The sequence below is a fragment of the Croceivirga thetidis genome, from assembly GCF_012272815.1.
GTDB classification, from domain to species: domain Bacteria; phylum Bacteroidota; class Bacteroidia; order Flavobacteriales; family Flavobacteriaceae; genus Croceivirga; species Croceivirga thetidis.
Window position 1 is genome coordinate 1660180 of the sequence record NZ_JAAWWL010000002.1, and the last position, 21626, is coordinate 1681805.

Consider the following 21626-nt stretch of genomic DNA (forward strand, 5'->3'; position numbering starts at 1 on the left):
AAAGTTTTGAAGGAGCTAAAAGGCTAAATATTCAGTAGAAAATTGTGGAGTATACTGGATTCGAACCAGTGACCTCTGCCCTGTCAAGGCAGCGCTCTAAACCAACTGAGCTAATACTCCATTGAAAAGTGCTGCAATATCGGAAAAATGTTCTCAAGTGCAATATGTTCTTGCTGCTAGATTTCCACAAAAATCGTACTTAAAAAAGTGTTTTTAATTACGTTATTCAATATGCTTAAAACTAAAATACTTTTTTCGGTAGGCGCTAGGAGTAAGCTTTTTGAGTTCTTTAAATTTTCTATTGAAATTCGCCATGTTATTAAAACCACACATATAGGCCACTTCTGAAATACTATAATCCTTCGCCGCTAATAATCTTGAAGCGTTATCGATGCGCACCTCATTAAGGTATTCAATGAATGTATGGTTTGTGGTTTTTTTCATAAACCGGTTGAACGATACTTTGCTCATATTCAAAAGTTGGGCCACCTCGTCCAATGTGATTTTTTTAGCAAAGTTTTCTTGGATAAAATCGTAGAACAATTTGGTCTTATCACTATTCTCAAACTCATAAGATGGCAATTGTGCTGCCGAAAGTAACTTTTGCCCAGAAGTCTTTGAAAGATCGTACAGTATCGACAAGAGCTCTAAAAAATAATCGATACCGTCATACTCAGAAACCTTTTTTAGTCTTGGGGCAATACGTTCAACCTCGTGTTTCTTAAATAAAATCCCATGTACGGAGCGCTGGAACATTTCTCGTAAAGGGCGCATTAGACTTCTTCTCAATAAGCTATCGCTGAAAAGGTCATTATGAAACTGAATGGTTACTTCAAGAACAGCATGATCACATTTGCTCATTTCCCAACCATGATAAACATTGGGTCCGACCAGCACCAACTCAAAATCATCGATTTCCTCACTTGAGTACCCAATGGTACGCCTCATGCCTTTACCATTTTCTATAAAGTTCAGTTCCATTTCCGGATGAAAATGAATAGGGTAATCAAAGGTATCACGTACCCGATTCATAACTAAGAAACTATCCTGGTCGGATAAAGAAGTTATCTCTCGCTGGTATTTAAGGTTCTGATCCAAAAAATGTTATACTATTTTATCAATATTAAAAATATGTGAAATATTTTAATACCATCTTATGGTATAGTGTTCAAACAACCCCAAAATTTCAAATCCATAAAACAGGTGTAACACCTTATGAAACCTTCAAAATTTTAACAGTTTTGACATGCATGTACTAAAAAAGAACGAATCAAAATTTGGGTCTAAAAATGTTAAGAAAATTAGAATAATACAACAAAATGACAAAATAGTATCATTTCTGTGGATTGGTAATGTATAATTTTACCTCTTAATCTCAGGGTATTGCATATATGTGCAACAACCGCCATTGAATAAAGTAACTAAACTTAAACAAAATGATTATGAAAAAAATTATTGAACTTGACTTTTTCTGTCTGGCAAAAAAGGCCATAAGTGCGTCAAGCATAGTCCGTAATGGATTGCTTGCTTTGCTGATGGTTTTCGCAACACAGGCAGTTAAGGCCGAAAATTATTCTGAGAGTTCCATATTGGAGTCCGTTCAGGCAACCATTACTGGGACCGTTACCGATGCGGATGGTATTCCTCTTGGTGGAGCCAACGTTTTGGTAAAGGGAACCACAAATGGAACCCAAACGGATTTTGACGGTAATTTCACGATTGAGGCAGATTCGAATGCTACATTGGTTTTTAGTTATGTAGGTTTCGCCTCTCAAGAAATAGCCGTTGGGGGCAGATCAACAATAAACGTCACTATGCAAGAAGATGCCAATCAACTATCAGAGGTGGTGGTTCTTGGTTATGCTGCTCAAACTAGAGGAGACGTAACTGGATCTGTCGCTTCCGTTGATATGGAAGAAGCAGTAAAGACTCCGGTTGTGAACGCTGCCGAAGTACTTCAAGGTCGGGTGACTGGTGTTCAAGTTGTTACCAATGGTAATCCTGGTCAAGCCCCAAAAATCAACATCCGTGGTTTTGGTACAAGTAACAATACGAACCCATTGTATATTATTGATGGTGTTCAAACCGATGACCCGAATGTTTTAAACAATATCAACCCAACTGATATTGAGCAGATGAACGTTTTGAAAGATGGTGCCGCTGCGATTTATGGTGCTAGGGCTTCTAATGGTGTTATCATTATCACAACCAAAAGTGGTGGTTACAACCAAGACAAAGCGAATGTTACTGTAGACCTATATACAGGTTTCTCAAAAATCTCAAACCCAATTGATTTATTGAACGTAGAACAACATGCTGACATGATTTGGCAAAGTCAAATCAATGATGGTCTTACACCTAGCCACCCTCAATATGGTAGTGGTGCTACTCCTGTTATTCCTTCACAAATTGTGGATTACACGAGAGTTCAGTCGTACGACCCAATCGTTTTCTTTGCTCCAGGGCAAGTGACTGCTACGGTTCAACCAGGCGGAACTGACTGGGTTGACGAAATCAGTCAAACCGGTGTTGTTACCAATGCGTCTGTATCACTTTCTGATGGTGGTGAAAGCGGTAAGTATTTCGCCTCTGTCTCTTACTTGAACAGAGAAGGTGTTCTAAATCAAACAGGATTTAAACGAGGAAGCACAAAAATGAACTCGGAGTTTAAAATCACCGACAAGATTACCATTGGTGAGCACATGAACTTTTCTTTTTCAAATACAAGACCTGGAAATGACGAAGCAATTGAAATGGCTTATCGCATTTCCCCACTTGTACCTGTAAGAGATGATGACGGGTTTTTCGCTGGTTCAGCACCTCCTGGTATCGGTAACCCAAGAAACCCGGTAGCACAGTTATTCAGAACAAGAAATAATTACTTTAAGAGATTTGCTGGTTTTGGAGATATTTATTTAAATGTTGAGTTCTTACCTGGATTTACTTTTAGATCAACCCTTGCTGGTGGTTTTGGAACATTCGATACAAGACAGTTTACAGAATTAGATCCAGAAAATGGTGAGCCAATTTCAACCAATACGTTAGTTGAGCAAAATCAGACCTCTTACAACTGGAACTGGTCGAACATCATTAACATGAACAAGTCTTTCGGTGAACACAACATCAACGCCATTGTTGGTGTTGAAGCGTTGAAAGATGGTGCCAAAGGAAACCAAGTGAGTAGACAAGGGTTCTTATTTGAAGACCCTAACTTCTACTTATTGAGCAATGGACAAAGTGCGCCTAACGTTGATTTCGCTTTTGACGGTTTTAATTCATTGTTTTCAATATTTGGAACAGCAAACTACAACTACAAAAGCAGATATTTCTTAACGGCTACTTTACGTAGAGATGAATCTTCTAGATTTTTAGGAGACAACAAGAGTGATATCTTTCCTTCGTTTAGTGCTGGATGGCTCGTGAGCGATGAAGATTTTTGGCCAGCAGATGGAATCGTAAATCGATTGAAATTAAAAGGTTCTTGGGGTGAGCTTGGTAACCAAACTTTACCTGCAAACAATCCTACAGTCAACATTTCGAGCCTTAGTGAATCATTGGCAAATTATTCCTTTGATGGTTCGGGTATTGCTACAGGAGCATTATTAACTCAAGTTGGTAACCCAGATTTAAGATGGGAAACTTCTGAAACAACGAACTTCGGTGCTGAATTAGGAATGTTAGACAATAGATTAAGTATCTCTGCTGAATACTTCATTATCAAAACGAAAGATTTGATTACAAGAGATTTTAACTTAATCAGTTCAACAGCTATTGATGCCGGTGCTCCATTGGTTAATTTAGGAGACATTCAAAATAAGGGTATTGATTTAGCTATTGGATACGGAGATACCACAGATGGTGGTTTTTCTTACGATATTTCTGTAAACGTTTCTCAATATAAAAATGAAGTTACTCGACTGATCAATGATTCTCCAGTCGCTGGTCGTGGTGATTTAAGAAACGGATCTGTAACCCGAACTGAAGTAGGTGATGAATTGTCTTTCTTCTTCGGTCGAAACGTTGTCGGCCTTGATGACAACGGTAGATTTATTTACGAAGATGTTGATGGTGATGGTGAATCACTTGTTGATGGTGACGATAGAACTAAAATAGGTTCTCCGCATCCAGATTTCACCTATGGTATAAATGCAAGTCTGGCTTACAAAGGATTTGATGCCCAGCTTTTCTTTACTGGATCTCAAGGAAACGACATCTACAACTACGGAAAAGTATTTACTGATTTTGGATTGTTCTTTAATAGTAACAGAAGTACGAGGGTATTAAATGCATGGACACCGACCAACACCAATACAAATGTTCCTGCTCTAACTACCTCATATCCACTTGAAGAAGCTTCTGCAAATTCGTATTTTGTCGAAGATGGTTCGTATTTTAGACTTAAAAATTTGCAAATAGGTTATACATTACCTTCTGACATCTCTAAAAAAGCGGGATTGGAATCAATTCGTTTGTATGTTCAAGGAACAAATGTATTTACCATTACTGATTATGAAGGTTTTGACCCTGAAGTTGTTGCTTATGACAACTTAAGTCTAGGTATTGACAGTAGGGTTTACCCACAACCAAGAATTTATACATTAGGACTAAGCTTAAAATTGTAATAAAAGATGAAAAAGAGGAATTTAATTAGTTTATGTTTTGTGCTACTTGCCATTATAATTGGCTGTAGCGATGAGTTTACCGAATCTCCAGCTGTTGGAGCACTTTCGGACGATGCACTAGCGAATGATACTGGTGTGGATTTATTGTTAACTGGAGCGTATTCTTCATTAAATGCTGTGAGTGCAAACGGATTCGGAAATGGATGGGGGCGTGCTGCAGACAACTGGTGGATTGATGCGCTATCTGATGATGCCCACAAAGGAAGTACAAATGATGATCAGGCAGATTTAGCGGCTATAGAGCTTATGAACTGGTCTTCTAACAACGGTTACTTCTTTGCACGTTGGGGTGAATTGTTCACTTTAGTAAACAGATCTAACGCTGTTATTGCCCTTATCAACTCTTTGGAAAATTCTGGAGATTTTGGGGATCAATTGGCTCAGGCTCGTTTCTTAAGAGGTGTAGCGAACTACCAACTACAAGTAATGTATGGAAACGTACCTTTTGTGTCGGCTGAAAACTATGCCGCTTCGGAATTTAATCAACCTAATTCTGGTCCAATCTGGAATGAGGTAGAAGCAGATTTTCAATATGGAGCAGACAATTTGCCAGCAAGCAGAGATGCTGGTAACGTTGGCCGACCAACTTCATGGACCGCTAAGGCCTTTTTAGGAAGAGCCCACATGCACCAGTCTGATTGGGGAACTGCATTAACCGTATTACAAGATGTTATCAATAACGGACCATATGCCCTATTACCTGAATTTGGTGATAACTTCAGATTAGCAGGTGAAAATGGAACTGAATCGGTTTTCCAGATTCAATTTACTACTGACTCCGGGCAGTCTTTTAATGCTAATCAAGTAGGTGCATTGAACTTTCCTAACCCAGGACCTTTTGGTTCTTGCTGTGGATTCTATCAGCCTACTCAAGATTTGTTAAATGCCTTCCAAACCGATGCCAATGGTTTACCATTATTAGACACTTACAATCAAAGTGATGTAAATAGTGATTGGGGTCTACTTGAAGGCGATGCCTTTACTCCTTTTGCAGGTAACCTTGACCCAAGAGCAGATTATACTGTTGGAAGAAGGGGAATTGATTATAACGGTTACGGCGAGCACATCGGTGATCCTTGGATTAGAGCAAAGTTTGCAAACAACGATATCTCAGGTCCATATCTTCCTAAGAAGAATGTATACCAAGCGAGTGAGGCAGGTACACAACAAGCAACCGGTGCTTGGGGCCAGCAACTTTCAGGTGTAAACTACAACATGTTACGTTTTGCTGATGTAATGCTATTGGCCGCTGAGGCTGCTGTTGAATCAGGGGACTTGGCTACAGGCTTGAACTACGTTAACCAAATTCGTAATCGTGCGAAAAACTCTACTTACATTCAGGCCACTGATGGCTCTGGTGATGCTGCAAACTATGTGATTGAGCCTTATGCCTCTTTCCCCGATGCAGATTATGCCAGAAGAGCTGTTCGTTTTGAAAGAAGGCTAGAGTTAGGTATGGAAGGACATCGCTTATTCGATTTAAGAAGATGGGGTGTTTCTCAAGAGGTATTAACCGAATACTTCACAAACGAAGCACGTACAATTCCAGGATTTGGAGCACTTGTTAATCCTTACGAACCAAAACACGATTTGTTCCCTATTCCTATTGGAGCTATAGACCTTAGTACTGGAGCATTAACTCAGAACCCAGGCTACTAGGATATTTGATTTTAGTTAATTTAAATATTTTGAATTATTTTGTGGAAACAGGGCTTTAAAAGCCCTGTTTCCTCTTTTAATTGGTTTTTATTGCTATGAGATACACTTCTTGCTACACGCTTGTAGGGCTGATTTTTTGCGCTTTTTTATTTTCTTGTTCAAATAATGAAACAGCGTCAAATTCAGATACCAATAAGTTATTTACTCAAATACCATCAAGCAAATCCGGAATAGATTTCAATAACAAGCTCACGGAGAACGATTCCCTTAACTATTTCACCTACGCTTACATTTATATGGGTGGTGGGGTATCGGCAGGTGATATAAATAATGATGGATTAATAGACTTATTCTTTACCGGTAATATGGTCTCAAATAAACTGTATTTGAATAAGGGTAATCTTGAATTTGAGGATATTACTAATAAAGCTGGTGTTGGTGGAGATAACCGCTGGTATACAGGTACCACCATGGCCGACGTAAATAATGATGGCTATCTAGACATCTATTGTTCAGTTGGCGGAAAGTATTCTCCAAAGGAAAACCAATTATATATAAACAATGGAGATAATACATTCACTGAAAGCGCTTCAAAATTTGGTATTGACAATAAAGCTAATAGTGTTCAAAGTACTTTTTTTGACTATGACCTTGATGGCGACTTAGATTTATATCTGGCGAATTACCCTCCCACACCCTTTGATTCCCCTAATTTTCATTATGCAATGAAACAAAAGTTTCCATTGGAACTTGATACCGACTATCTATACAGAAACGATAACGGTAAATTCGTTGATGTAACAGAATCAGCTGGACTCAAAACCTTCGGACTTTCCCTTAGTGCAACTGTAGGTGATTTGAATAAAGATGGATGGCCCGATATTTATATTTCCAATGATTTTAGCTCACCAGACTATATGTATATCAACAATGGTGATGGTACATTTGATGAAGTAGTAAAAAACTCCACAAAGAACACTGCTTTCTATGGTATGGGGGTCGACATTGCAGACTTCAACAACGATAAGCTCCTCGATATTATTCAAGTTGATATGACCGCCAACATCAACCGACGTGCCAAGGCGAACATGGCAAGTATGAATCCTAACCTTTTTTGGAGTACCGTTAATTCTGGTTTTCATTATCAATACATGCAAAACACCCTGCAATTGAATAATGGCAATCTATTGGATTCGATTCCTGATTTTAGCAACATCGCTAGACTTTCTGGTGTGTCATCGACAGATTGGAGTTGGGGTCCCTTAATAGTCGATTTAGATAATGACGGCCTAAAAGATATTTTTATCTCTAATGGAACTAGAAGAGAAATAAACAATAGAGATTACTTTTTAGAAATTGAAAAAAATGGAGTACATCAGGATAGTACGTTAATCAAGACACTCGCAATCCCCTCCGAAAAAATAGACAACTTCGTTTTCAAAAATACTGGAGATTTAACCTTTAATAAGGTCAACGAAGAATGGGGAATACAATTCAAAGGCTTCTCCAATGGTGGGGTTTACGTTGATTTAGATAATGACGGTGACCTAGAGATTGTCACCAATAATATTGACGACACCGCCGCAATTTTTGAAAATAAAAGTTCTGAAATAAACAATTGGCTGTCAATTGATTTAAGAGGTCCGGAAAAAAACAAAAATGGCCTCGGTACGAAAGTGACGTTATTCGCTGCAAACGGGTTGCAATTTCAAGAATTAACATTGACAAGAGGTTTTCAATCGTCGGTCGCACCTAAAATTCACTTCGGACTTGGAAATACCTCTGCTGTGGATAGCATTCTAATTGTTTGGCCCGATAAAAAATCAGAGGTCATTAAAAATTTAGGCGTCAATACCAACTTAACGGTTGAATATTCCAATGCGGTATTGATAGATTTAAAGGAGAATGAAAATCGAGATTTTTTGTTCAATACCATAGACCATACGGATATTGTACAACATAGACATACCGAAAATCTATTTGATGACTTTCAAAGGGAAATTCTTCTACCACATCAGACATCGATGCTTGGGCCCAATGTGGCTACTGGTGATTTGAACGGCGATAAATTGGACGATATTGTAACGGGAGGGGCTGCAGGTCGGCTCGCTTCAATTTACCTCCAAAAACCAAATGGCTCCTTTTCATTATCTAAAACTGAAGCTTTCATTGAAGATAGATTATCCGAGGATATTGGAATTCACATTTTTGATGTGGAAAATGATGGTGACAACGATATATATATTGTTAGCGGTGGAAATGAATTCGCGCCGAACTCACCAGCATTACAGGACAGATTGTACCTAAATGACGGAAAAGGAAATTTTACAAAAAGCTTTACGGCCTTACCTAATATGTTAACTAGTGGATCGCGGGTATATAGCAACGATTTTGATAAAGATGGAGACCTTGACTTGTTCGTTGGTGGTAGACTTGTACCCGGAAGCTATCCATTGCCTGCAAATAGCTATTTATTGGAAAATGTAGGCAAAGATGGAAAACCAGGTTTTGTTGATGCTACACAAAAATTAGCTCCAATGATGGAAAAACGCGGAATGATAACAGACGCACTCTGGACGGACTTTGATAATGATGGCTGGACTGATTTAGTTTTAGTTGGTGAATGGATGCCTATCGTCTTTTTAAAGAATGATGGTGGTTATTTTACAGATGTATCCAAGAAAATGTTGACCAAAGACACATCTGGTTGGTGGTTTAGTATTCAAGAAGGAGATTTTGATAATGATGGTGACATGGATTACATCGCCGGAAATCTCGGCTTGAATTTTAAATATAAAGCCAATGAAAATGAAACCTTCGACATCTTTTTCAATGATTTTGACAAAAACAATACTAACGATATAGTTCTCAGCTATTTTAATGAAGGAGAACAGTTCCCTTTAAGAGGTCGTGAATGTTCTTCGCAACAGATGCCAGCAATTAAAAAGAAGTTCGAAAATTATGAGACTTTTTCACAAGCAACTTTAGAGGATGTATACACTGAAAATGAATTGGACAATTCCCTGCATTACCAGGTAAAATCATTTGCAAGTGTTTATTTGGAAAATGATAACGGGACTTTTAATATTAGGCAACTTCCAAACGAAGCACAAGTCTCTTCAACTCACAAAATTTTAGTTGAAGACTTTGATGGTGACGGTAGTCTAGACGCACTTCTAGCCGGCAATCTTTATGCTACGGAAGTTGAAACACCCAGAAATGATGGTAGCAACGGTATTTTGCTAAAAGGAAACGGAAAGGGTGGTTTCACCCCTTTAAAAAACCGGGATATCGGTTTATATATTCCAGGTGATGTCAAAGACATGGCTGAATTAACTGTAAATGGCAAGCCTGTCATTATAGTTGCTAAAAACTCAGATTATCTGCAGTTTGTAGAGAAACTGAACTAATAGCTACCAGTCACCATACTCAGCAGAATTCTTTTGGGTTTCATGAAGCGTAATGTGCAACAACTGATTTTTTTCAAGATTAGGTTTGAGCAAGTCATAGATAATCTTCACAAAATTTTCAGTAGAAGGCTGAATACCCTCAAATTCGGGGCAGTCTTCATTTAAATTTTTGTGGTCAAAGCGTTCTTCTATTTCTGTCTTAATGAGCTTGCCTAAAACGGCTAAGTCCATTACAAAGCCTGTTTCCTGATTTACCTCTCCCCTTATTCTTACCTCTAAATCAAAATTATGCCCGTGATAAAAAGGACTATTACATTTTCCGAAAACTTCAATGTTTTTATCCTGACTCCAGTTCGGATTATATAATCTATGGGCTGCATTAAAATGGGCTTTTCGACAGATTGTTGCAATCATATAAGTAAATGATTAAAATGGATGCAAAGTTATTTTAAAAAGATTGTACATTACAGAATTACCATTCAAATTATAAGTCATATTGATGAATTAGTGAGATATGAAAAATACACGAATTGCCATCTTAATTCTAATTAGCCTATGCCTTACCAACTGTTCAAAAAAGAAAAGTGATCCTGCACGGCCAAATATTATTGTAATACTTACGGACGATCAAGGATGGGGAGATTTAAGCTTTAACGGTAATACGAACCTCAACACACCGAACATTGATTCTTTAGGCCTTAACGGGGTTAGTTTTGATAACTTTTTTGTTCAACCAGTATGCTCTCCTACTCGTGCAGAACTACTAACAGGTATTTACCATTCTAAACTTGGTGTTTATAGCACGTCTGAAGGTGGGGAACGAATGCGGTTGGGTGTTCCGACAATTGCTGAGATTTTTAAAAAAAATGGATATACCACTGCAGCTTATGGGAAATGGCATAATGGTATGCAACCGCCTTACCACCCAAATTCAAGAGGATTTGATGATTATTATGGCTTTTGTTCTGGGCACTGGGGCAACTATTTTGACCCATTATTGGAGCATAATGGTAAAATTGTAAAAGGAGAAGGGTTCTTACCCGACAACCTTTTTAGCAAAGCGATTGATTTCGTAAATCACAATAAGGAGAATCCTTTCTTTCTATATATCCCAGTAAATACCCCACATTCACCAATGCAAGTTCCCGACGAATACTGGAAAAAGTTCGAATCAAAAGAACTTAAGATGAAGCACCATAATGAAGAAATTGAAGATGAAAACTTTTCAAGGGCTGCTTTATCAATGGTCGAGAACGTGGATTGGAACGTCGGAAGGTTAATGAATAGTCTAAAAGACTTAGAGCTTGATAGTAATACCATTGTAGTCTTTTTATCGGATAATGGACCAAATTCGAATAGATGGAATGGAGGTTTGAAAGGAAAAAAAGGTAGCACGGATGAAGGTGGGGTCAAAACCTCTTTCTTTATGCAATGGCCTGGAAAAATTCAAAAGGGAATACGTATTTCTGAAATAGCGGGAGCAATTGATTTACTGCCAACATTAACAAACTTAGCCCAATTACCAGATGATGGCTTAATTATTGACGGAAACGATTTATCCTCATTGGTCTTAGGTTCGGGTGGTTTCGTTGAACCTAGAACTATTTTTAATCATTGGAATGGAAAAACCAGTCTTAGAACTCAAAACTACAGGTTGGATAATGAAAATCGACTATTTGACATGAACAATGACTTGGGTCAGCATGTTGATATTTCCAACGATAACAAGTTTCTGGTAGATTCTCTCATCGAAATAAGAAGAGCTTGGGAAGCGCAATCCTTAATTTCAGAAGCCACCAAAAATCCTGAGCCTTTTACATTGGGGTATAAAAACGCTACATTCACCCAAATACCTGCTAGGGATGGCACACCGTACGGGAATATAATTAGAAGTAATCGATGGCCAAATGATTCGTTTTTTACCAATTGGACCAAGACTACCGATTCCATCACTTGGCCAATAAAAGTACTTTCAGCCGGTATTTATAAGGTAGAAATGTATTATACCTGTAAAGCTGAACATGTTGGTTCTCAAGTACAGTTAAATTGGGGAAATCAAAAACTTTCAACAATTATTAAAGATGCACATGACCCCCCACTGAAGGGAATGGAGCACGATAAATCACCACGAATTGAATCGTATGTAAAAGATTTCATACCAATTGTAATGGGAGAAATTGAGCTAACAGAAGGCACCAATCTATTGACTTTAACTTCTCCGAATATCATAAATGGACAGACAATCGATTTCAGATTACTTCAATTTGAAAAGCTCAACCCTTAAGTCAATAGATTACCATTTTCATCCCATTCGGCTATAGTATTTCTTTTACTTTGATCTACGCATTTTGCCAACCATTCAGGGTCGTAAGACACTCCGTGTTGTTCTAAAACATCATCTGGAACACCATTCCATACATTGGGCATATTTCCTTTGTAACCTAACTCTTCAATTCCAATTTTTGAAGTGTAAAAACCAGTCATGGTCATATTTCTGACCATGGAAAAGAAATTGACTTCAAAGGGTCGTTCACTTTCAGGAACTTCAGGGTCATAATAGGCAATGGTGTCCAATATTTCTTTTTGCTGTGCTTCGGTCGCACCCTTAAATTCCACACCATTTTCGGTGTTGCATTTATGATCTAACCACATAAGACCACCTTTTAGGTCAGTTTGCATGGCTTCCGATTCTCGATCTCGGGCCATAAAATCAATGAATCCGACTACATCAACATCTGATGCCGCTTTATAGTTTTCCGTCGCTGGAAGAATTAAATCACACAACACGGTCATTGTTTCCCGTTGATGATCATTGAAGAAATTGTCTTCACTCTTAATTTCCTCTAGAATCTTATTCTCATATTTTGTTCGCCATTTTACAGGCTCATGGGCAAGGGTTTCTGATACATCAGTTGTTTTTTCACCAGGTTTGCAGCCGGTGGCAGCCAATCCTGTAGCCACAGAACCCAACATTATCGATTTTAAACTTTTTCTTCTATCCATGGCTTAAATGTTTTGCTTTTTTAATTGATCAACAACATATTCCGAAGCTCTCCAGGAAAGTGCCAAAATGGTCCATGTGCAGTTTTTATCTGCCTGAGAAGTAAATACACCTGCATCCATGACAAAAACATTATCTACATCATGTAGTTGATTGTATTTATTTGTGACCGATGTTTTGGGATTGTCCCCCATTCTCGTTGTTCCTACTTCGTGTATAATATTACCTGGTGTGTGCAGACCATAATCCTTTTCGGCACCAGGCTTCTCACCCAAAAGCTCACCACCCATGTTCGTCAATATCTCTTCGAACACGTTATGGGCATGTTTTGCTTGGTTTCGCTCCAAATCAGACCACTTGTAATGAAAGCGTAAAACAGGAATACCCCATTCATCTACAACGGAAGGGTCAATTTCACAGTAGTTTTCTTTTCGTGCGATTGCTTCTCCCCTTGAAGAAATACCGACCACGGCTCCGTAATACTTTTTTAAATCGCTTCTCAGTATATCGCCATATCCTCCAGCTTTGGTTCCAAAAAACTTGTTGAAATCATTTACGTTAAATCCAGTTCCATAACTGGGCATACCCATTCCTCCCCAAATCTCAAGGTGATACCCCCTAGGGAAATCCAACTTTGAATTGTCACCCCACCATGGTGAATAAACATGCATGCCCCCAACGCCATCTTCGTTATAACTGACTTTTCTATTCATCAAATCTGGAATAAAGGCCGCCCTATCCGCACCAGTTGAATCGTGCAGATATTTCCCAACATGGTCACTACTATTGCCCAATCCATTAGGATGTTGTTTGCTTTTTGAATTCATCAAAATCCGGGCTGTACTACAAGCTGAAGCTGCCAAAATAACTGTCTTACCCTTTAATTTATATTCTTTGCGGTCTTCTTTATTGATATAAGATACTCCTGTAGCCTTGCCTTCGTCATTGGTTGTTACTTCACGCACTACAGAATTCACAAATAGGTCGACTTGACCGCGGCTTTTCTGTGCTGGAAATATTAAGCAGGTTCCAGCCGAAAAGTCTGCATAAACCTGGCAGGCTCTTCCACACTGACCACAATAAAAACAAACCCCACGTTCATTGTTTATCCTCTTGGTCAACATTGACATTCTTGAGGGATAAACAGGAACTCCGCTCTTTTTAGCGGCATTTATATAAAATAATTCGTGTAAACGAGGTTTTGGGGGTGGTAGAAAAAAACCATCTGGGTCATTGGCCAATCCTTCATTAGTACCAAATACACCAATCAATTTATCAACCCTGTCATAGTATGGTTTGACATCTTCATAACCAATGGGCCAATTATCCCCATAACCATCGCGGTCCCTTCCTTTGAAATCTTTTGGGCCAAATCTTAGTGAAATTCTACCCCAGTGATTGGTTCGACCTCCCAACATGTGGGAACGAAACCAATTAAACTTAGTTCCTTCAACATGGGTATACGGTTCTCCTTCAATATCCCAACCCCCGTAGGCAGCATCAAAATCACCAAATGGCCTGTATCGGGTTCCTGAACCACGACGTTCAGATTCATATGGCCAGCGCAGTTGGGTTTTCTGTTCTGGGTCAGCAGGGTCAAAAAAAGGACCTGCTTCAACCACAGCTACCTTTAAGCCGGCATCTGCCAAGACTTTTGTCGCCATACCACCACCAGCACCGGACCCAACGATAATGGCATCGTAAATGGTGGATTCTTCAATTATTTGCATATTGATTAGTTTGAAAATTTTAGGGATTGCAAAAAAGCAATTTTCTAGGATTAAGGTAACACAAAAAAATCGCTTAAAGGGCGTACGATTTTATCAAAATTCGAAACGATAAAATCAAAAACTTTGAGAAGAATATTTAATCAATATGGATTAAAATCGTCCTAATTGGCTGTATTCATATTAAAGTTATCTATACCCTGAACTAGCCAATCATAGTACTCGTCTACATCTGGGGTGTATGCAATAGGGTCAATTAAATTTTGTTCATCGTGGTTCATTAAAACATAAAAAGGTTGCGAATTTGCTTTGTAACGAATTGTTTGAAGTTCGCTCCACTTTTGACCGATGTACTTTAATTTTTTACCCGGTCTCAATTGCGATTCTGTAACCTCATTTGCTGGCAACGATCTTTTGTCGTCAACATAAAGGGAAACCAATACAATTTTATTTTTTAGTATATCGAGTACCTTAGGTTTAGGCCAAACGTTCTGTTCCATTTTACGGCAATTGACACAGGCCCAACCTGTAAAATCAATCATAACCGGTTTATTAACTTTTTTAGCATAAGCCAGTCCCTTGTCATAATCATTAAATGTCAAAATGTTATGGGGAGCTAAAAGGTGACCCCCATTCGGAAGTTCTAAATCGGTTCCCAGAATTGCACTTCCTGTTCCATTTGAATTTCCAACTCCATAAGGAGATTCGCTGTATTCCAATGGCGGAGGAAATGCGCTAATAAGATTTAATGGTGCACCCCACATACCAGGAATGAGATAAATAGTAAAACTTAAAGTCAAAAGCCCTAATCCCAACCTACCCACTGAAATATGTGTGATTGGTGAATCATGAGGTAGTTGAATCTTACCAAATAAATAAAGGGTCAATGCACCAAAAATTGCAATCCAAATCGCGATGAACACCTCGCGTTCCAGCAATTGCAGCTGAAGTACTAAGTCCGCTTGGGACAAAAATTTTAGTGCCAAAGCCAACTCTAAGAACCCGAGTACGACCTTTACTGTATTCAACCAACCACCAGACTTTGGAAGCGAATTCAACCACCCAGGAAACGCGGCAAATAATGCAAATGGTAATGCAATAGCCAGAGAAAAACCTAACATACCAACTACTGGGGCAATTCCCCCTTTAGATGCTGCCTCAACCAATAAAGTACCGACAATAGGACCTGTGCATGAAAACGATACAATTGCTAAGGCTAAGGCCATAAAGAATATACCTACTAGGCCACCCCTTTTGAAGGATTGCTCATCAATTTTATTGGCCCATGAACTTGGTAAGTTAATTTCAAAAGCACCCAAAAAGGAAACTGCAAATATTACCAACAACAAAAAGAAAATGAGATTGAACCAAATATTAGTGGCCAAGGCATTTAGTGAATCAGCACCAAAAATTGCTGTAACCGCAGTTCCTAAAAGGACATAAATCACAATTATAGAAAGTCCATAAAAAATAGCATTACGGATGCCTGCAGCTTTGTTTTGGCTTTGTTTGGTAAAAAAACTAACCGTTAAAGGAATCATTGGAAAAACACAGGGCGTTAATAAAGCAGCAAAACCGGATAGGAATGCGATAAAGAAAATTGTAAAAAGACCTTGGTTTTTTGTTTTATCAGAATTAGGAATTACTTCCTCTTTAATAGAATTTTCGGTTTCGTTGGCAAACTTCTCTTCCTGATTTTGGTGTTCTACTTCATCAGTTAATTCAAATACCAATTCCACTTCGGTAGGTGGGAGACATTTTTCGTCATCGCAGACCATAAATTCTACAAATGCATTAACAACATTTATAGTCGAAAGGGTTTTTATTCGCTGTTTGAATTGAACCGCATCTTCAAAATATTTGATTTCCATTTCAAAAACGGGATCCAAAATAGTATGACCTTCTTCTTCTTGTGTTTCACCAACAAGTTCAAATCTGCCTTCTAACTCTTCAAAATAAAACGTGGTTGGTATAGGACCGTCTTCAGGAACATGCTGCGAATATAAATGCCAACCTGATTCGATAGTTGCATTGGTAATCAATTCAAAGTCATTATCTCCTATTTTATTAATAGAAGTCGACCATTCAACAGGCTCGTATAATTGGCCCCAAGTATTGCTAACAAACATGAGGATGGTCAGAAAAAAGAAGGCTTTGAATTTCATACTTATGCTACTGATTACAGACAACTAACGTCAAAAATTAAGAAACTCTATGTAAGATCATAGAATTGACGGGTTTAGTCGTTAAAAATAACCAATCCTAAATTGGTTGAAAATAAAAAAGCCCTCGAGGATTCGAAGGCTTAAATTTCTGTGGGCGCGAAGGGATTCGAACCCCTGACCCCCTGGGTGTAAACCAGGTGCTCTGAACCAACTGAGCTACGCGCCCCAAAAAGGGAGTGCAAATATAGCATCATTTTTCTGTTAACCCACAAGAAAATTTGAAAATTTTAAATGGCTTCAGCCACAACAAAAGTGCTACCGCCAACAAAAATAATATCATTTGAGCCTGCCTTACTTTTAGCTTTGTTGAGTCCTTCTATTACTGATGGATACTTATTCCCTCTCAGCAAGGCGTGCTCTGCCTTTTCTGCCAAAACCTTGTTATCTAAAGCCCTTGAAATTTTGGGCGCTGTAAAGTAATAGATACCATCTGTTGGAAACAATTTTAGTAAATCATCGACATTCTTATCAGCGACAAAGCCTATAACAAAATGTACTTTTTCTACTTTCTCATTAGCCAGTTGACTAAGCACCAATTCAAGGCCTTCTTTATTATGTGCTGTATCACAAATCACTTTCGGATTACTCCCTAATTGCTGCCACCTACCCAAAAGTCCAGTATTTTCAACGACATTGGTTAAACCATCCGCCAAATGTTGTTCCGAAAAATAAAACCCTTTTAATTGCTTTAAAGTTGCAACAGCACTCTTAACATTTCTTTCCTGATAGCCTCCCAATAAATCGGTTTGATATGCGCTTTGCAGAAAATCTTCTGCAAAGACTATTGGAGCCTTTTTTTGTGCTGCAATCATTTCAAAAATAGATGCTGTCTTCAAACTTTTCTCCCCAATCACTACTGGTGTGTTCCTTTTAAAAATTCCTGCTTTTTCCAATGCGATTTTTTCATAAGTATCACCCAATATGTACGTATGATCAAGACCTATATTCGTAATTAAGCAAACTTCAGGACTAATAATATTAGTTGAATCCAATCTTCCCCCCAATCCAACTTCGATAATGGCTATATCTACTTTCTCATTAGCAAAATAATTAAATGCCATACCAACGGTCATTTCAAAAAATGACAGCTGGTGTTTTTCCAAAAAATCCTTGTGTTCCAGAATAAATTGTACAACATAATCTTGAGAGGCAGGTTCCCCATTTATCTTGATTCGTTCACGAAAATCTTTTAGATGTGGGGAAGTGTATAGTCCAACTTTGTAACCAGCCTCTTGTAGGACCGAAGCCATCATATGGCTGCAAGAACCTTTACCATTGGTACCCCCAACATGGATGGATTTAAATTGCTTGTGAGGATGATTTAAATGGGAATCAAAACCAATGGTTTTGTCGAGTTTATGGTTGAGCGCAGCCTTCCCCTTTTGTTGGTACATTGGAAGCTGGGCAAACATCCAATCCAAAGTTTCTTGATAGGTCACTATTGGCCTAATTTGAAGTTCACCACCACAAAGCCTGTCTGTTGAGATGGAGCTTTTGAATCTGCATTCCAACGATGCGACATTGCTGTTTTTCTGGCAGGTTCCATTAAGCAAGTGGCAGCATTCGTTGTCCCTTTGACTCCCGGCGTTGCTTCAACGACACGCCCGTTTCTGTCTACTTTAATTCTTACTACAACTCGGCCCTCTTCATTACATTCGGGCTTCACGATAGTGCGTCCCGCAAGAGACCGCCCATTTAATCCATAGCCCCCGCCTCCGCTTCCTGAACCAGGAGCTCCATAATATGTAGTTGCATAAGGGTCACCTTGAGGATTCCCTTTGTCACCAGGCCTGTTATCATCACCTTCGCTGCCTGTAGCATTTCCATCAGACTTTCCGATACCACCTATCAACGCATCCAACTTTTCCTTTTTGGCGGCCTCTTCTTGTCGTTTTCTCTCTTCAGCTTCACGTTTTTCACGCGCCTTACGTGCTGCTTCAGCCCTTGCCTTTTCAGCAGCTTCCTCCGCCTTCCGTTTTGCTTCTTTCTGTTGTCTTATTCGAATGGATTCTTCACTCTCCTGTGTCAATACCTTTTCTGTGGGTTGTTCTTTTTCAACGACCTCTTCTTTAGCAACTTCTGGTTGCGTTTGTTCTTCGACAACCTCTTCTTGAACATCAGGTTCTTCTGGGGGGACCGGTTTGTTTTGTGGTGTGGATTTGATTGGTTCCAACGGTTGTTGCTTACCACTTCCAAAATCCATAGTGCCAAAATTAATGGCGATACCACTTTCTTCTGGAGGGTCAAAATAGGTCAGACCTATGTAGAACAATAAAAGAAGAAGTGCACTCAACAAAAAAGTGGTGAGCGTGAATGATTTTTTCTTGTGTCTCGTGTCTAAAAAAGGCATTACTCGATTATCGAGATTGATAATATTGTGTTCTTCAATATAGGCTTACTTCGGCCGAACCGCTAAAATTACCTTGTAATTATTACGATTGGCAATATCCATTACATTGACTGCTTCCTTTATTGCAACGCTTTCTTCTGCCCTTAGAATAATCGTAGGCTTGTCTTGACCCTCAAGGGCCTTTTTTAGTTCAACCTCGATATATTCACTATTGATTTGTTCACTATTAACAAAATAGCGAAGGTTCTTGTCAATTGTAACGGAAACATTCTGCGTGTTGGTCGACTTTCCTTTCGCTTTTGGAAGCAATAAATCCAACGCATTTGGGGCGTTAGACGTCAATAAGAAAAATACCAATAACAGAAATACAATATCTGTCATTGAAGACATACTGAACTCTGGACTAACCTTATTTCTACCTTTTAACTTCATTTATCAAGTTTATATAGGCTCGTTCAATAAATCAAGGAAATCAACCGCATTGGCCTCCATTTTATGCACGACTTTATCCGTTCTTACCACCAAATGGTTATAGCCAATGTATGCAATAATGCCCACTATCAAACCCGCAACGGTCGTGGTCATGGCAGTATAGATTCCAGAAGCCAATGAACCCATTTCAGCCTGACCGCCACTACTGGCCATTTCATGAAAAGCCAAAATCATACCAATTACGGTTCCTAAAAACCCTATCATCGGCGCAGCACCTGCTACGGTTGCCAAAATATTGACATTCTTTTCCAACTTGTACACCTCTAGAGTACCCGCGTTTTCGATGGCGGTATTGATGTCATCCAAAGGCTTGCCAATTCGTGCAACGCCTTTTTCAGTAAGACGGGCGACTGGCGAGTCTGTTTGGGCACAAAGTAATTTTGCCGCTTCAAGTTTTCCATTCATGACATGATCACGAATCTGGTTCATGAAGTTCTTATCGATTTTTGATGCAGCACTAATCGCAAAAGTCCGTTCGAAATAGATATATAATGCAACGAAAAGTAAGACGAAAAGTACGATAACAATTACCGTACTAGCTGCACCTCCGTTCAATATTAAATCAACGACGGAAAGTGTTTTTTCTTCTGAAATTACGGTGTCAGCAGCTTCTGAAGCTACCGCATCTTGAAGTAAACTCATATGTGATCCCCAATTTTAGTTGCTCTTATAACGGGGATTTCAATTGAAAATTATGTTAGAAAAGAAAATCGCGCATTGCAATGAAAACCAAAGCACCAGCCACAAATCCGATTAAAGCCAACCATGCTATTTTCTTAAGGTACCAGAAAAAATCAATCTTTTCCATACCCATGGCAACTACTCCGGCAGCAGAACCTATAATCAACATACTACCACCTGTACCAGCAGCATAGGCGATAAAATGCCATAGTGAATCATCCAATGGTTCAGAGAACATACCCATACTCGCTGCAACTAATGGCACATTATCAATGACTGCGGATCCCGCGCCAAGAAGCATTACAACAACATCCCTTGAAGGAATCGCCTGATTTAATTGCTCCGCGTAGGTAAATAGATATCCTAAGGATTCTAAAGCCGCCACCGCCATTAAAATACCCAAGAAAAATAATATACTCGGCATTTCAATATGCGTTAAAGCCGCATGAACTGGGCTATGGTGCGCTTCCTCTTGACTCTCCGTATTGACCGAGGTAATACTTATTTTCTTATTACTATAAATTTCTGCAAAGGTGGCAACTACCGCCAATGAGAACATCATACCTACATATGGTGGTAAGTGGGTGATTGTTTTGAAGAACGGCACGAATACGATCATTCCTAAGCCTAAGTACAACATTCTAGGTCCATATTTAGATTTGGAGCCTTCAGCTTTTTCCTCTACATCAACTTCACCACTGAATACTTTAAACCTACTGGCGATAATAGTTGGGACAATCATACACACGATAGAGGGTAATAAAACACGGAGCACTAAAGAACCTGCCTCAACCTTACCCGCTATCCAGAGCATTGTGGTCGTCACGTCACCGATGGGCGACCATGCACCGCCTGCATTCGCATTGATGATTATCAAACCGGCAAACCATAATCTGGTTTCCCTATCGCGAATAACTTTTTGCAGAATGGTAATCAACACAATTGTTGCAGTGAGATTGTCAATAATTGCCGAGAGGATAAACGCTAGAATTGAAAATATCCAAAGTAACTTTCGCTTGCTACGGGTTTTTATATAACTTTTTATTGCTGCGAAGCCATCGAAATAGTCGATAATTTCAACGATTGTCATCGCTCCAAGAAGGAAAATCAAAATCTCGGAAGTCTTACCCAGATGATGCAAGAGAATTTCTTCGATGTGGGTTGGTTCCAGTTCCTTTAGTTCTGCATTTACTTCAAAAACAGGTAAGTGCCAGAGTGCGATAATTGCCCAAAGGGCTGCCATCATTCCGAGGGCAGGTATCAGTTTGTCAATTTTTAGATTGTGCTCGAGCGTAATTTGCAGATAACCAAGCAAGAAGATGAGGATAATTATCGTTTCCATTATCTAGTGTCTTTTAAAGGATAGTTAGTTACTTCCCAAAATGCCTTTTGGGATGCA

The 21626-nt window shown here is 39.0% G+C and carries 14 protein-coding genes and 2 tRNA genes; 4 read left to right on the top strand and 12 right to left on the bottom strand.

Annotated elements, in window-relative coordinates; translation table 11 throughout:
- Positions 1-45 precede the first annotated feature (45 nt).
- Together HCU67_RS15220 and HCU67_RS15225 are read right to left on the bottom strand one after the other, a co-directional pair.
- Positions 46-120, bottom strand: a tRNA-Val gene (locus HCU67_RS15220).
- Between the two features lie 102 nt (positions 121-222).
- Positions 223-1032 (bottom strand): helix-turn-helix domain-containing protein, encoded by an 810-nt coding sequence (locus tag HCU67_RS15225; protein ID WP_168553547.1) that lies wholly within the window; start codon positions 1030-1032, stop codon positions 223-225.
- Between the two features lie 410 nt (positions 1033-1442).
- Here HCU67_RS15225 and HCU67_RS15230 point away from each other — a divergent pair, with 410 nt between their 5' ends.
- The 3 genes from HCU67_RS15230 (at position 1443) to HCU67_RS15240 (ending at position 9751) form a co-directional block, all read left to right on the top strand.
- Entirely contained in the window at positions 1443-4622 is a 3180-nt protein-coding gene (locus HCU67_RS15230; protein WP_246865794.1) for a SusC/RagA family TonB-linked outer membrane protein, read from the top strand.
- A gap of 6 nt (positions 4623-4628) precedes the next feature.
- Complete coding sequence (locus HCU67_RS15235) at positions 4629-6341, top strand: RagB/SusD family nutrient uptake outer membrane protein (protein ID WP_168553443.1); 1713 nt, start codon at positions 4629-4631, stop codon at positions 6339-6341.
- A 95-nt stretch (positions 6342-6436) separates the two neighbouring features.
- Positions 6437-9751, top strand: coding sequence for a VCBS repeat-containing protein (locus HCU67_RS15240; RefSeq protein ID WP_168553444.1), 3315 nt, complete (start codon positions 6437-6439; stop codon positions 9749-9751).
- A gap of 3 nt (positions 9752-9754) precedes the next feature.
- Here HCU67_RS15240 and HCU67_RS15245 read toward each other — a convergent pair whose 3' ends face one another.
- Positions 9755-10165 carry a 6-pyruvoyl trahydropterin synthase family protein gene (locus tag HCU67_RS15245; protein WP_168553445.1) on the bottom strand — a complete coding sequence of 137 codons (411 nt, stop codon included), beginning with the start codon at positions 10163-10165 and terminating at the stop codon, positions 9755-9757.
- Between the two features lie 100 nt (positions 10166-10265).
- Between HCU67_RS15245 and HCU67_RS15250 the strand changes: the two genes are divergently transcribed.
- Entirely contained in the window at positions 10266-12035 is a 1770-nt protein-coding gene (locus tag HCU67_RS15250) for an arylsulfatase (RefSeq protein WP_168553446.1), read from the top strand.
- Here the strand turns inward: HCU67_RS15250 and HCU67_RS15255 are convergent.
- The 9 genes from HCU67_RS15255 to nhaD all read right to left on the bottom strand — a co-directional run bounded on the left by HCU67_RS15255 (position 12032) and on the right by nhaD (position 21569).
- Positions 12032-12754 (bottom strand): gluconate 2-dehydrogenase subunit 3 family protein, encoded by a 723-nt coding sequence (locus HCU67_RS15255; RefSeq protein WP_168553447.1) that lies wholly within the window; start codon positions 12752-12754, stop codon positions 12032-12034. The genes HCU67_RS15250 and HCU67_RS15255 overlap by 4 nt on opposite strands.
- A gap of 3 nt (positions 12755-12757) precedes the next feature.
- On the bottom strand, positions 12758-14482 hold the full coding sequence (locus tag HCU67_RS15260; RefSeq protein WP_168553448.1) for a GMC family oxidoreductase: 1725 nt from the start codon (positions 14480-14482) through the stop codon (positions 12758-12760).
- 161 nt (positions 14483-14643) lie between these two features.
- Positions 14644-16644: a protein-disulfide reductase DsbD family protein gene (locus HCU67_RS15265; protein WP_246865795.1), complete on the bottom strand. Its 2001-nt coding sequence runs from the start codon at positions 16642-16644 to the stop codon at positions 14644-14646.
- A 151-nt stretch (positions 16645-16795) separates the two neighbouring features.
- Positions 16796-16870: transfer RNA gene (locus HCU67_RS15270), tRNA-Val, on the bottom strand.
- 61 nt (positions 16871-16931) lie between these two features.
- Positions 16932-18143, bottom strand: coding sequence for a glutamate ligase domain-containing protein (locus HCU67_RS15275; protein WP_168553449.1), 1212 nt, complete (start codon positions 18141-18143; stop codon positions 16932-16934).
- Positions 18143-19054, bottom strand: coding sequence for an energy transducer TonB (locus tag HCU67_RS15280; RefSeq protein ID WP_168553450.1), 912 nt, complete (start codon positions 19052-19054; stop codon positions 18143-18145). The genes HCU67_RS15275 and HCU67_RS15280 overlap by 1 nt, the downstream gene beginning before the upstream one ends.
- A gap of 45 nt (positions 19055-19099) precedes the next feature.
- Positions 19100-19486 (bottom strand): ExbD/TolR family protein, encoded by a 387-nt coding sequence (locus tag HCU67_RS15285; RefSeq protein ID WP_168553451.1) that lies wholly within the window; start codon positions 19484-19486, stop codon positions 19100-19102.
- A 9-nt stretch (positions 19487-19495) separates the two neighbouring features.
- On the bottom strand, positions 19496-20188 hold the full coding sequence (locus tag HCU67_RS15290; protein ID WP_168553452.1) for a MotA/TolQ/ExbB proton channel family protein: 693 nt from the start codon (positions 20186-20188) through the stop codon (positions 19496-19498).
- Between the two features lie 55 nt (positions 20189-20243).
- Positions 20244-21569, bottom strand: a complete 1326-nt coding sequence (nhaD, locus tag HCU67_RS15295) for a sodium:proton antiporter NhaD (protein ID WP_168553453.1) — start codon at positions 21567-21569, stop codon at positions 20244-20246.
- Between the last annotated feature and the right edge of the window lie 57 nt (positions 21570-21626).

What these genes read in the sequence shown, in the direction of transcription:
- HCU67_RS15225 (WP_168553547.1), bottom strand. Translation starts at nt 1,032, where the DNA reads ATGAATCGGGTACGTGATACCTTTGATTACCCTATTCATTTTCATCCG.
- HCU67_RS15230 (WP_246865794.1), top strand. Translation starts at nt 1,443, where the DNA reads ATGAAAAAAATTATTGAACTTGACTTTTTCTGTCTGGCAAAAAAGGCC.
- HCU67_RS15235 (WP_168553443.1), top strand. Translation starts at nt 4,629, where the DNA reads ATGAAAAAGAGGAATTTAATTAGTTTATGTTTTGTGCTACTTGCCATT.
- HCU67_RS15240 (WP_168553444.1), top strand. Translation starts at nt 6,437, where the DNA reads ATGAGATACACTTCTTGCTACACGCTTGTAGGGCTGATTTTTTGCGCT.
- HCU67_RS15245 (WP_168553445.1), bottom strand. Translation starts at nt 10,165, where the DNA reads ATGATTGCAACAATCTGTCGAAAAGCCCATTTTAATGCAGCCCATAGA.
- HCU67_RS15250 (WP_168553446.1), top strand. Translation starts at nt 10,266, where the DNA reads ATGAAAAATACACGAATTGCCATCTTAATTCTAATTAGCCTATGCCTT.
- HCU67_RS15255 (WP_168553447.1), bottom strand. Translation starts at nt 12,754, where the DNA reads ATGGATAGAAGAAAAAGTTTAAAATCGATAATGTTGGGTTCTGTGGCT.
- HCU67_RS15260 (WP_168553448.1), bottom strand. Translation starts at nt 14,482, where the DNA reads ATGCAAATAATTGAAGAATCCACCATTTACGATGCCATTATCGTTGGG.
- HCU67_RS15265 (WP_246865795.1), bottom strand. Translation starts at nt 16,644, where the DNA reads ATGAAATTCAAAGCCTTCTTTTTTCTGACCATCCTCATGTTTGTTAGC.
- HCU67_RS15280 (WP_168553450.1), bottom strand. Translation starts at nt 19,054, where the DNA reads ATGCCTTTTTTAGACACGAGACACAAGAAAAAATCATTCACGCTCACC.
- HCU67_RS15285 (WP_168553451.1), bottom strand. Translation starts at nt 19,486, where the DNA reads ATGAAGTTAAAAGGTAGAAATAAGGTTAGTCCAGAGTTCAGTATGTCT.
- HCU67_RS15290 (WP_168553452.1), bottom strand. Translation starts at nt 20,188, where the DNA reads ATGAGTTTACTTCAAGATGCGGTAGCTTCAGAAGCTGCTGACACCGTA.
- nhaD (WP_168553453.1), bottom strand. Translation starts at nt 21,569, where the DNA reads ATGGAAACGATAATTATCCTCATCTTCTTGCTTGGTTATCTGCAAATT.